10 protein-coding genes are annotated in these 11,821 nt (G+C 56.1%); 5 read left to right on the forward strand and 5 right to left on the reverse strand.

Annotation, left to right across the window (positions count from 1 at the left end; translation table 11 throughout):
- The first annotated feature begins 12 nt into the window (after positions 1-12).
- Positions 13-243: a hypothetical protein gene (locus tag VMJ32_15785; protein HTQ40486.1), complete on the forward strand. Its 231-nt coding sequence runs from the start codon at positions 13-15 to the stop codon at positions 241-243.
- Complete coding sequence (locus VMJ32_15790) at positions 191-511, forward strand: hypothetical protein (GenBank protein HTQ40487.1); 321 nt, start codon at positions 191-193, stop codon at positions 509-511. The genes VMJ32_15785 and VMJ32_15790 overlap by 53 nt, the downstream gene beginning before the upstream one ends.
- On the opposite strand, the gene VMJ32_15795 is transcribed toward VMJ32_15790, so the two are convergent.
- From VMJ32_15795 to VMJ32_15805, 3 genes are all read right to left on the reverse strand, one after another.
- Positions 512-970: a hypothetical protein gene (locus VMJ32_15795; protein ID HTQ40488.1), complete on the reverse strand. Its 459-nt coding sequence runs from the start codon at positions 968-970 to the stop codon at positions 512-514. It abuts the gene before it with no gap.
- A gap of 3 nt (positions 971-973) precedes the next feature.
- Positions 974-2,050, reverse strand: coding sequence for a 3-isopropylmalate dehydrogenase (locus VMJ32_15800; protein ID HTQ40489.1), 1,077 nt, complete (start codon positions 2,048-2,050; stop codon positions 974-976).
- Between the two features lie 238 nt (positions 2,051-2,288).
- Positions 2,289-2,597, reverse strand: a complete 309-nt coding sequence (locus VMJ32_15805; protein HTQ40490.1) for a hypothetical protein — start codon at positions 2,595-2,597, stop codon at positions 2,289-2,291.
- A gap of 699 nt (positions 2,598-3,296) precedes the next feature.
- Between VMJ32_15805 and VMJ32_15810 the strand changes: the two genes are divergently transcribed.
- On the forward strand, positions 3,297-3,929 hold the full coding sequence (locus tag VMJ32_15810; GenBank protein ID HTQ40491.1) for an HNH endonuclease: 633 nt from the start codon (positions 3,297-3,299) through the stop codon (positions 3,927-3,929).
- 146 nt (positions 3,930-4,075) lie between these two features.
- On the opposite strand, the gene VMJ32_15815 is transcribed toward VMJ32_15810, so the two are convergent.
- Positions 4,076-4,570: a DUF1854 domain-containing protein gene (locus VMJ32_15815; GenBank protein HTQ40492.1), complete on the reverse strand. Its 495-nt coding sequence runs from the start codon at positions 4,568-4,570 to the stop codon at positions 4,076-4,078.
- Positions 4,571-4,627: 57 nt separating this feature from the next.
- Positions 4,628-6,925 carry an ABC transporter ATP-binding protein gene (locus tag VMJ32_15820; GenBank protein HTQ40493.1) on the reverse strand — a complete coding sequence of 766 codons (2,298 nt, stop codon included), beginning with the start codon at positions 6,923-6,925 and terminating at the stop codon, positions 4,628-4,630.
- 1,025 nt (positions 6,926-7,950) lie between these two features.
- Between VMJ32_15820 and cphA the strand changes: the two genes are divergently transcribed.
- Both cphA and VMJ32_15830 read left to right on the forward strand, forming a co-directional pair.
- Positions 7,951-10,716 (forward strand): cyanophycin synthetase, encoded by a 2,766-nt coding sequence (cphA, locus tag VMJ32_15825; GenBank protein ID HTQ40494.1) that lies wholly within the window; start codon positions 7,951-7,953, stop codon positions 10,714-10,716.
- Between the two features lie 283 nt (positions 10,717-10,999).
- The gene (locus tag VMJ32_15830; GenBank protein HTQ40495.1) at positions 11,000-11,746 is read left to right on the forward strand and encodes an ABC transporter ATP-binding protein; all 747 of its coding nucleotides are present in this window, start codon (positions 11,000-11,002) and stop codon (positions 11,744-11,746) included.
- Positions 11,747-11,821 lie beyond the last annotated feature (75 nt).

Raw genomic sequence — 11,821 nt, forward strand, 5'->3', positions numbered from 1 at the left:
TATGATTGAAATATGAAATTGATCCGCATTCGATTTCCTGATCACGATTCAAAGCGCCGCGCGCTGGGCTATTTGGCTGGTCGTTTTTCGTTCACCAGCTATGCCACGGGCGAGATGCTTGTCATTGAAACTGCATTGACCGCTTTGGCTTCGGAAGGCATTTCTTTTATCGCTGAGGGACCGGCAACTTATGCAGAAGCAATCCCGGCGTTTCGAACTACTGCTGCCCACCAAGTTCAATAATGGCGAGCAAGTTCCCGGTGAATTAGTTGCCGACACGTTGCTGGAACTGGAAGAACAGTTTGGTGCGGTGTCGTCGGAAACTCAGAAAATCATTGGTCGCTGGCGACATCAGGGCCAGATCTATCGCGACCTATCCATTCGCGTATTTGTCGACGTAACCGACACGCCCGAAAACCGCCAATTCTTTGTCGACTTTAAAGAGCGGCTGAAAGAACGCTTCCAACAACTCGACATCTGGATGACGACCTATCTGGTGGAAGTGATTTAATCATTCGGCAAATTTTTGCAACTCGCCCAAGAAATCTTCCAGAACAGCGGCTCGTTCGAAGTAGCGCCCGTGGTTGGCATGCTCGAAATCATCGTCAATCCCATACAGAAAATAAAATTCGCGAGCATTTTTCTCATTCCGAAGTGTCACGAGGGTGCCTAGTAGTCTTTGTGAAATTCGCTCAGCATCCATTGGATGCGTTTTTACGTAGCCGTAGAGAACGCCCAGGACCCTTTTGAATGCCTCGCAAATATCGACGCCGTGGGTCAGCGCATTTAGGTGTGAGATGATATCTGCTGTGTTATCCGGCTTGGTCCATGCCAATTCCAGAAGCGTGTTCGATGGTGAATCGGCATTAGCTACCAGTTCCTCGGCCCATTTTATAACGTCGGCTCCAAATAACACGCCGTAATTAAAAAGCAAGAAAACTCGCTGCGCATCTTCTGCAGAAGTCGGCATTAGCTAACCCTTCACCATCGCCTCGCACACTAAGTCGCCCACCTGCGTCGTGCTATAGCCCATCTTCCCGGCGGCCTGGCTTTTCATTTTCGTGCCGGTTACGTGCTTCACGGCCTTCATCACGCGGGCCGCGGCTTTCGGTTGGCCGCTGTGTTCCAGCAGCATGCTCATCGCGCCGATGGCGGCAATGGGGTTGATGACGTTCTGCCCGGTATACTTGGGCGCACTGCCCCCCATCGGTTCGTACATGCTCACGCCGCCGGGGTCAGGGTTGATGTTCCCGCCGGCCGCCACGCCCAACCCGCCTTGAATCATCGCTCCCAAGTCGGTGATGATGTCGCCGAACATGTTGGTGGTGACAATCACATCGTAATACTCCGGCGTTTTCACCATCCACATGCAGCAGGCGTCGACGTGGTTGTAATCGGCCTTCACGTCGGGGTAGTCTTTCGCCACGGCCTGAAACGCCCGCCACCACAAATCGTGCCCGAAGGTCAGCACGTTGGTTTTCGCCACCAGCGTCAGCATTTTCCCCTTGGGGTTGTTTCGCTTCCGGGTGTATTCAAACGCCCAGCGAATGCAGCGCTCGCAACCTTTGCGGGTATACACCGCCGCCTGCGTGGCCACTTCGTCGGGCGTGTTTTTTTTGAGAAAGCCGCCTACGCCGCAATACAAATCTTCCGTGTTCTCACGGACGACGACAAAGTCGATGTCCTTGGGCCCCTTGCCGGCCAGCGGAGTTTCCACGCCAGGAAACAATTGCACCGGCCGCAAGTTGATGTACTGATCCAGCTCGAACCGCAGCGCCAGCAGCAGCCCTTTTTCGATGATGCCCGGCGCCACGTCGGGATGTCCGACCGCGCCCAAAAACACGGCGTTGAATTTCCGCAGCTCGTCGGCGCCGCCGGCGGGGAGCGTTTCGCCGGTTTTCAAATAGCGCTCGCAGCCCCAATCGAAGTGCGTGGTTTCGTACTTGAAATTTTCCAGCGGGGCCACGGCGTTCAAAATTTTGAGCGCCTCGGCAGTCACTTCCGGCCCGGTGCCGTCTCCGGGAATCACGGCCAATTTCAAAGTTGACATGAAAGAGGGTTCAGGGTTCGGGGTTCAGGAGGGAGAGTCCATGGAGGCAATTCGCGGAGTGGGCATCGATCGGCTGGCGGTTTAGCGGAACTGATCATAAAGCCGCGACCGTTGGTCGCGCAAATCCATCGCAGCGCGAAGCTGCAATTTTAGCCCTGTAGCACAGCGCTCACAAGGAGCGCAAGCCCCACAGCATCGGGGCATTGGCCAAACAAGAAAATCGGGCCCATCGCCCGATTCAATTCTGGCTAAAATCGAAATGCTTGATCGCCTCGCGACCCAGCGGTTGCTTCAAAAACTTTTTGCGGCACTCGGGGCACAAATCGAAGCGCAATTGTTGATACACTTCTTCTTCCTCCACGCCTTCGGTGCCGGTGTCTTCCATCCGCTGGAGCATATCTTGAACTTCCTGCAAGCCGTCACGGTCGTCGTCGGCTTCATCCAGCGCCGGATCCAAGGCAGCGTACACTTCCATTTTCACGACGTACCGTACATCCTGTTCCGTGTCGATTAAACGCTTGCACAGATCACATACATGCTGAATCATCGCACGCACCCCACGATTGAAAAAAGGTAGCCGTCGTTTTCCTTAAGCGACGCGAATTCTTGTTACGTTTTATCCTACCGCCGCCGCGGCGCGCGACGCAAGTGAATCTTCCAAATTTTTTTGCACTCTTGCAGAAGACGGCAAAATTCTTTTTAAAACCTATTGACAACAGCATACCCAGCATGCCTGTCTGGCGCGCACCATTTGCCACGAACGCGCGCAAATTGCTGTACGAGTTTGCACCGCGGTGTTGCGCGGCGCGAACCGCACGAGCCTGCAACCGATCTTGTGGAATCGAGAGCGGCGCTGTTATTGGCCCCGGCCTCATTCCTGCAAGTTAGATTTTGATGATTTTTAATCTCAATCGGATCGAATCAATTTCTCCGACCCCACTGGCAGCCAACTCGCTCCGCTAGCGCGCCGCGGCTAAACATTCTTTTTTCTGCTGCTGTCTACTGCCCGCCGCCCGCTGCTGACTGCCAGCCTCCTACTCCATACCCACTCCCACTGCCCCAAACAAGACTGGTTTGTTACACCCCGCCCAGCTACAATGTATTTTGACGCAAATTCAATGGCGGGTTGGCTGTAAACGGTCTACGTTCGGCTTGCCGCAAGAAGCATTGCGACACGCACCTGGCCCGAGAAGCCGACCTTGCTTGGTAGATGCTGTTGATTGATCCCAGCGGGCGGAGGCTTTGCATGACTGCATTCGCACAGGGCGGACTTAGTTCCAGCGTGTTAGTGCTCAATCGGTTTTACATGGCGGTTCACGTGGTCAACGTCCGCCGGGCGCTGGGCCTGTTGTTCCGCGAGCTGGCCGAAGTCATCCATTTCGAAGAAGGGCAGTACGCCAACTACAACTTCGAAACGTGGCTGGAAATCAGCACGATGCGGGCCGCCAGCAAGCAGCAGCACGAAGATTGGATTCGCGCCGTCAATTTCGAGTTGCAAGCCCCGCGCGTCATCCGTCTGCTTTCATATGATAAAGTGCCGCGGCAAACGCTGCGCTTCAACCGCCGCAACCTGTTCGCCCGCGACGGCAACCATTGCCAGTATTGCGGCAGGGTGTTCCCGACCAGCGAGCTGAGTTTAGATCACGTGATGCCCCGCAGCCGCGGCGGCGAAACCAGTTGGGAAAACGTGGTCTGCGCCTGCGTAAACTGCAACGTCCGCAAAGGGGGCCGGACTCCGCACGAAGCGCACATGAAGCTCGTGCGCCCGCCCATCAAGCCCAAGCGCAGCCCGCTGCTTTCGGTGAAGCTCGACAACCCGAAGTACGAAAGCTGGAAAACCTTCGTCGACAGTGCGTATTGGACCGTCGATTTGAAGTGATTTTTTTCCTCGAGCCGCGTACGTTGGTAAGCGGCTTTCTCGCCTGTTTCACGCTGGCTTACGCGCGCGGCTCTAGGAGACACACAGATCGTCTTGCGATTGCACGGTCGCTCGCCATTTCGGCGATCTCAATTCCCAGCGGCCGCTTATAAATACCGCTCCAAGATGCGGCGGCTAGTGCGGTCCAGCGCGGTGGCGTCGGCAATTAGATAGCGGACCCCGTGGGCGTCGGTAATCAGCGCCCGATCTTGGTCGAGCCGGCGCACGTCGTCCTTGCTTTTCAGCAAAAACTTAGTTTGGCCCCGGTCGGTTTCCACATTCCATTCGCTCGGGTCGGTCTGCATGGAGATGCTCAAAATGCGCTGGATCTTCGGCAGAAATTCCGACTGGGCCAATTCCGCTTCGACGGCGCTGCGCACCGCCGGCGGCAATTGGGCCAGATCGTCGACCCACACCAGTTCGCGCCCCTCGGCCGTACAGAGCGCGATGCCGCGCTGCGGATCGGAAATCGGAAAGCCGCGCACGGCATGCACGCCCACATGCTGGGCGCCATCGGGCAGGGTGAGCACCGCTTGACCGAAAGCGTCGTGCTGCAAGTGGAAATCGGACGCATTCAGATGCGTGGCAACTCGGTTATTCACAATCAATCCAACCTTTGCTTTGGCATCCTAATCATGAAATGCCGGCTAAATAAAGTTTCACACGCCAATGCCCTGCACCAGTTCCATTTGGGCCTTGTGCAGCCGGGCGTAAGCGCCTTCTTCCCGGAGCAACTCCGCATGTTTGCCAATTTCCGCAATGCGACCCCGTTCGACCACGACCAATCGATCGGCTTTGCGCAGCGTGCTTAACCTGTGGGCAATGGCGATGGTGGTGCGTCCGCGGATGAGGTTATCGAGCGCGATTTGAATTTCGCGCTCCGTTTCGGTATCGACCGACGAGGTGGCTTCGTCGAGGATCAAGATTCGCGGATCGATCAAAATCGCGCGGGCGATGGAAATTCGCTGCCGCTCGCCGCCGGAAAGCGATTGCCCGCGCTCGCCGACCAACGAATCGTACCCGTCGGGCAATTGCAAAATGAATTCGTGAGCCCGGGCCGCACGGGCGGCAGCCACGATTTCGGCCTGCGAGGCATTGGGCCGGCCGTACGCAATGTTCTCTGCAATCGTGCCGTAAAACAAAAACGGGTCTTGCAGCACCAGACCGATGTGCTTGCGATACTCGGCCACCGGATAGGAGCGAATGTCGACGCCGTCGACCAAAATCGCCCCTTCGGCCACATCGAAAAAACGGCAGATTAAATTGATGAGCGTGCTTTTGCCCGCGCCCGTGGGGCCCACCAGGCCGATCATCTCGCCCGGTTCGATTTGCAAATTAATGCCGTGCAGCACTTCGCGGGTGCCGTATTTGAACCGCACGCCGCGAAGTTCGATGCGACCTTGCAGCCGAGCGGGATGAACCGGGTTCACCGGTTCCGGCACGCTGGGCACCCGATCCAGAATTTCAAAAATCCGGTGCGAGCTGGCGGCCGCCCGCTGCGTGGTATAGACGATTCGCAGCATGGATTCCAAGCGGGCGTAAAATCGGCCGATGGCGCCCGTGAACAGCGAAATGACACCCAGCGTGATTTGATCATGAAAAATCAACCACACGCTGAAAGCCCAAACCGCCAACAGGCCCAATTCCGTGAGAAAACTAATGATCGGCCCAAAAAACGACCAGACGATATTCACGCCATCGTTGATCGAAACCAGATGCGCGTTGGCACGGTCGAAGCGTTCAATTTCGCGTTGTTCCTGAGCAAACGCTTTAACGACGCGAATGCCGGGGATGGTGTCGGCCAGCACGTTGTTCAAATGGGCGGTGGCAACCGTGGATTGATCGAAGCCGTGCCGCAATCGCCGACGCACGCCATACACCAGCCAAACGATAATCGGAAATGTCACCAACGTGCATAATGCCAACATGGGGCTGGTGTAAATCAGCACGGCCGCAGCCATGACAATCATCACCGAATCGCTGATAAAATCGACCAGGCTGACCGAAAGGAATACGCAAATGCGGTCGGTATCGTTGCTGATGCGCGACATTAAATCGCCCGTGCGCTTGCCGCCGAAAAACTCCAACGATAAACACTGCAAGTGCGCATACGTGCGAGTGCGCAAATCGCTGGCGATTCGCTCGCTCACCCAGCTGGTAACGTATAGGCGTCCCCAATTCAATAGCCACGCCAAAACCGCCGATCCAAATAATCCGACCAAATACCAACACGCTAGTTGCACCGACACCGCCTGGCCGTTAAAACGCGGGACCAGCACGTTATTGATCAGCGGCATGGTCAAGTACAAAGGGACCAGCGACGCCGCCGTTCCGGCAAAGGTGAGCAACAATCCGAGAACAACCATCAGCGCTCGCGGCTTGGCGAATGCAAACAACCGGAACAATGACGAAACCGGAGCCGGCGGCGCCACGGGAGCGCACGCCGCACAAATGCCGTCGCTGCTGGTGATGATGGCGCCGCAACTGGGACAAACCGTGGGAAGAACCACCACTTCAGTCGACAACTTGCCACGCTGCGATTGAATTGCCGCGCATTGCGATTCCAATCGCCGGGCGAATGCGCTGCGGGCCGCGGTGTATCGCCAAGATGCCAAACGGCTCGTTGCATCGCACAATTCCAAAGTGCCCACGGCGGCCTGATCGATGGCGTGCAACTTCAAATCCGCGGCAAGTGGCCAACTTTGCCACTGGCTGAGGTGGCCGTTGAGCTTCGAGGGAGAAGCCGCTGCCGGCGTAACAGCGAGAGCCTGTTTTTGCGGGCAGTAAGCCAGCATCCGTTTGTTCGTCAGCGCCACCAACCCCGGGGCGTAATGTAGTTGGCTATCGAGATCGGTTTCGAACCATCCGAGCAGCGATTCGTCGCCGGCTAATTGCGCCGACAACGACGCTTGCCAGACTGGGGGCAAAGCCTTCCAGGAATCGGATTTGAAGTCCAAGGGTTTCACCGAGACAAATGACGAAGGAAAGATAACGAGCGGTTTTCCTGGGCCACAAACGGGCTTCGAAATTACGGGATTGGGACAGCGCGGCAGGATAATCGGTTTCCGTAGCTTCTTCGTTCGTTATTGTGTGAGATCTGGGGGGCGTCACATCTTAACGGAGGGCTGCTTAGGGCGGCAATCTTGAGGTCGGGACCGTCACGCCGAGGGAGTAGCATATTGATTTTTCGTTTTATGGCCCACTGTTTGCATTCAGGTATGTTCAGGCGGGTCAAGAGCAAATCTTCTGCCTGTTCCAATATGACGAGAGCAGGTTACGACGATTTAAGTGATGAATGGGGATAAGCGTTCAGGGGAGGGTTTTTGTTCGGATGGAAGTTGTTTTGAAACTAGGTCAAACAGCTAATTCCAGGCTCAAAGGGGCGAAAAAAGTTCATAAAACACCCCAATCTTGACTAGAAAACCAAGCGAATTAGCATATCATGCTGATTAGGATAAATAGCGAGAATTAGGGGGTCCAGGAAGAGTTTAGACTCAACTGGCTGTAAATAATGAGTTTGCGAGCTGAATGTGACGGAAATTTTGCAAATATCTACTTAATTATAGGCAATACATAAGCGCCGCGAAACTGATGGCGCTGCGCAGTACGAAATACTACACATTTTAGGAAACCGTTGTCCTAGGAAGCTTGTAATTCGGCAATGATTGAACCCTCGAAATAGATTTGCCCGCCTTGTAGCGTTCTTGTAAGGAATCGCCGAGATTCCTCCCCCCTGAATATGAGAGCGCAGCTGAGTTGGATTGTGGCAAGGATGTGAAACGCAAGACCAGTTCGTTTTATTCCGTAATCACCGCTTTAACTTGTGCACCGTGGAAGGTGTCTGGATCCAAACGCCGTCGCAATTGTAGCAATAATGAATTAATGAGCCGTTCCGTTCAGGCTGCCTGGGCCTGACGGCGGTTTTTTCATCTTCCGGGCTATTATGCTGCCGAGAAATGGGCAGAGAATGAATTGATGAATTATGCAAATTCTGAAAGTGCAGAACTTGCGTGGACCGAATATCTGGGCGAACTTTCCCGTACTGGAAGCGTGGGTCGACCTAGGCGCGCTGAAGGACTGCGCCTCGGACGAGCTACCTGGCTTCAATGAACGGCTGAAGGCGTTTTTGCCGTCTCTGATCGAGCATCGCTGCAGTGTGGGGGAGCGCGGCGGCTTTTTCGAACGTCTGCGTCGCGGCACGTACTTGGCACACATTCTGGAACATGTGGTTCTGGAACTACAAACTTTAGCAGGCAGCGATTGCGGATTTGGCCGCACCCGGGAATCGAACGAAGAGGGCGTATACAAAGTTGCCATTGAGTATCAGGAAGAATCGCTGTGCCGCGCGGCGTTGGACGCGGGGCGCGAGTTATGTTTGGCGGCGGTGAACGATCAACCGTTCGACGTCGAAGGAACGGTGAAGCAGTTGCGTTCGCTCTACGAAAACGCGCGCCTTGGTCCGAGCACGGGCGCGATCGTCAATGCCGCGCTACAGCGTGGCATTCCGATGCGGCGGCTCAATGGTGAAAGTTTGATTCAACTTGGCTGGGGTTCTAAACAGCGGCGCATTCTGGCGTCTGAAACTGATCGCACGACAGCGATGGCTGAAACCATTGCTCAAGACAAAGATTTAACTCGCTCGTTGCTGCACTCCATAGCTGTGCCGGTTCCCGAAGGCCGGCCTGTGGTAAGCGCTGCTGACGCGTGGGAAGCGGCCAGCGAAATCGGCTTGCCCGTGGTGGTGAAACCGCGCTACGGTAATCAAGGCCGGGGCGTAGCCACTAATTTGCGCACGCGGGAGCAAGTTACCGAAGCGTATACAGCGGCCCGGGAAGAAAGCAGAAACATTATTGTCGAAAAGCATGCCGCCGGGGGCGATTTTCGACTGTTGATTGTGGGCGATAAGTTAGTTGCCGCCGCTCAGCGCCAGGCCGCCCAGGTGACCGGGGATGGTCAACACAGCATCCAAGCACTCGTCGACGAAGTGAATGGTGATCCGCGGCGTGGCGAAGATCACGCCACCTGTTTGAGCAAAATTCCATTGGATGCGGTTTCGCTGCAAGTGTTGACCGAACAAGGTTACACGCTTGATTCCATTCCGCCGGCCGGACAGCAGGTGCTGATCCGCCGCAATGCAAATTTGAGCACCGGCGGCACAGCGGCCGACGTCACCGATTTTGTGCACCCTGAAATTGCCGCCCGTGCCATCGAAGCGGCCCGCATGGTGGGACTGGACGTGGCCGGCGTGGACGTAGTTTGCGAAAACATTGGGCGACCGTTGGAGCAGCAAGGTGGGGTGATTGTCGAAGTGAACGCAGCGCCTGGTTTGCGAATGCACCTGCAACCATCCAAAGGTCAGCCGCAACCTGTCGGCGAAACGATTATTTCCACAATGTTCCCCGCAGGGGAAAATGGGCGCATTCCGGTGGTGGCCGTCACCGGGGTGAACGGCAAAACTACCACGACGCGGTTGATAGCACACATCGTGCGGCAGACCGGCCGCAAAGTGGGCATGACCTGCACCGAAGGGATTTTCATCGACGACCGTCGGCTGGAAACAGGCGATTGCAGCGGTCCGCAAAGCGCGCAAAAACTGTTAATGAATCCCGGCGTGGACGCCGTCGTGTTGGAAACGGCGCGAGGCGGAATTCTTCGCGCCGGCTTGGCCTACGATCATTGCGACGTGGCCGTGGTCACAAACATCGGCGAGGGAGATCACCTGGGCTTAAACGACATCGAAACCGTCGATAAATTGGCGCGCGTCAAGCGGGTTCCGGTGGAAGCGGTATCCAAAGAAGGAACAGCGGTGCTCAATGCCGCCGATCCGCTGACGGCCGAAATGGCCAAGTTTTGCCCCGGCCGCGTGTTGTTTTTTGCGATCGATCCGCAACATCCTGTGATGGTGCGGCACCGCGCTGCCGGCGGCCGCGCCGTCACGGTGAGCGACGGAAACATTATTTTGGCCGAGGGCGAAAACGAAGTGCCGTTGATGCCCATCAACCAAGTTCCTCTGACTCACGGCGGTCGGGTCGGCTTTCAAGTGGAAAACACGTTGGCTTCTGTCGGTGCGGCGTGGAGCTTGGGGTATGCGCGGGAGATGATTCGCGCCGGGTTGGAATCGTTCGCCGCTGATTTGGATCATGTGCCGGGCCGGTTTAACCTACTGGAAGTTCATGGCGCGGCGGTAGTGGTGGATTACGGCCACAATCCCTCGTCGCTGATGGCCATGTTGGAAGCGTTGAAAGTGTTCCCACACCAAAATCGCATTGCCGTATACACGGCGGCGGGGGACCGGCGCGATGTTGACATGGTTCGCCAAGGTGAATTGCTGGGCCATGCGTTTGATCGCGTGATTTTGTACGAAGATCATTACGTGCGTGGCCGCAATCCCGGCGAAATCATGGGCCGCTTCCGTGAAGGATTGACGCGCGGAAAACGTGTGGAACTCATTGAAGAAATATTTGGCGCCGTGAAGGCCATTGAAGTAGCCTTGTCGACGCTCCAGCCCGGTGATTTGGTGCTGCTGCAGGCCGATACCGTGGACGAAACGGTGGATTACGTGCGCCGCTATCTGGCCGCTCATCAGTCGGCGCGGGAAGTGAATTTGCCGGAGGCGCTGGCGACGGCTCCATTGGCCACCCCGGTGTTGCCAGCCGGCGCTGGAGAATCGCTTGCCGCAGCGGACCCGCGGATGGCATCGGGAACTGCGGAATCGCAATCGGTGGCAGTTGCGGCATTTGCCGGGTAGTTTGGCCACAAAATCGAACTGGTAACCGTTAGCCAGCCCGCCGACTTTACTGTCGGCCGGGCTGCTTCTTTGCGCTTTCGTTGTGCTGGGTTTACAACGGCGCCGTCATCTTGCATCGGCGCGGGTGAATCGACTGCTTTTGCGCCGTATGATTTTGGAGAAGTTTCAACGACAAAGCAAAGTGTGAAGCCTTCGTAGGAGTGGCCCATCGTAGTTAAAATTGAAGAAAGGTGCATGAGCGTGCAAATTCTTCCCACGGCGGGATCTATAGGCGTGACTGACCATGGATTCATTTTCTTCGCAGACTCCTACGTTGGCGCCCAGGCAGCAAGTTTTGCTGCATCTGGATAACATCGGCAAAACTTATCAGATGGGGGAAGTCTCCGTCGAGGTGCTCAGGCACATCGACTTGCAGATTTACAGCGGCGAGTTGCTGGTACTCGTGGGACCCAGCGGATCGGGAAAAACCACGCTTTTGAATTTGATCGGCGGGCTCGATACGCCGACGGTCGGTCAAGTGTGGTACCAGGAGCGCGACATTTCCGGCGCCACGTCGCGCGAGTTGACCAAATATCGGCGAGAAACTATTGGCTTTGTGTTTCAGTTTTACAATTTGGTTCCCACGCTCACGGCCCGCGAAAATGTGCTGGTGAGCACCGAAATTAGCGCCCGGCCGATGGAAGTGGGCGCGGTGCTGGAAATGGTTGGGCTGGCCGATCGGGCCGATCATTTTCCGGCCCAAATGTCCGGTGGCGAACAGCAGCGCGTGGCCATTGCCAGGGCCTTGGCGAAAGATCCGGAATTATTGTTATGCGATGAGCCTACCGGCGCGCTCGATTTTGAAACTGGGAAAAAAGTGTTGCGATTGTTGGTCGATCTGAAAAACCGCTTGGGCAAAACCATCATGATCATCACCCACAACGGCGCGCTGGCCGAGGCAGCCGATCGTGTGGTTCGCTTGCGCAGCGGAGAAATTGTCGAAATCCACGGCAACCCGACGCCGAAACCGCCGGAGGATATCGTTTGGTGAAAGTGCTCAATCGCAAAGTGTTGCGCGAACTGGTGCTTTCCAAAGGTTTGCTCCTGGCGATCACCAGTCTGAGTG

This window comes from Pirellulales bacterium (genome assembly GCA_035499655.1).
GTDB lineage: Bacteria > Planctomycetota > Planctomycetia > Pirellulales > JADZDJ01 > DATJYL01.

Coding starts and splice junctions, on each gene's coding strand:
- cphA (HTQ40494.1), top strand. CDS start 7,951: ATGCAAATTCTGAAAGTGCAGAACTTGCGTGGACCGAATATCTGGGCG.
- VMJ32_15790 (HTQ40487.1), top strand. CDS start 191: ATGCAGAAGCAATCCCGGCGTTTCGAACTACTGCTGCCCACCAAGTTC.
- VMJ32_15800 (HTQ40489.1), bottom strand. CDS start 2,050: ATGTCAACTTTGAAATTGGCCGTGATTCCCGGAGACGGCACCGGGCCG.
- VMJ32_15785 (HTQ40486.1), top strand. CDS start 13: ATGAAATTGATCCGCATTCGATTTCCTGATCACGATTCAAAGCGCCGC.
- VMJ32_15810 (HTQ40491.1), top strand. CDS start 3,297: ATGACTGCATTCGCACAGGGCGGACTTAGTTCCAGCGTGTTAGTGCTC.
- VMJ32_15805 (HTQ40490.1), bottom strand. CDS start 2,597: ATGATTCAGCATGTATGTGATCTGTGCAAGCGTTTAATCGACACGGAA.
- VMJ32_15830 (HTQ40495.1), top strand. CDS start 11,000: ATGGATTCATTTTCTTCGCAGACTCCTACGTTGGCGCCCAGGCAGCAA.
- VMJ32_15795 (HTQ40488.1), bottom strand. CDS start 970: ATGCCGACTTCTGCAGAAGATGCGCAGCGAGTTTTCTTGCTTTTTAAT.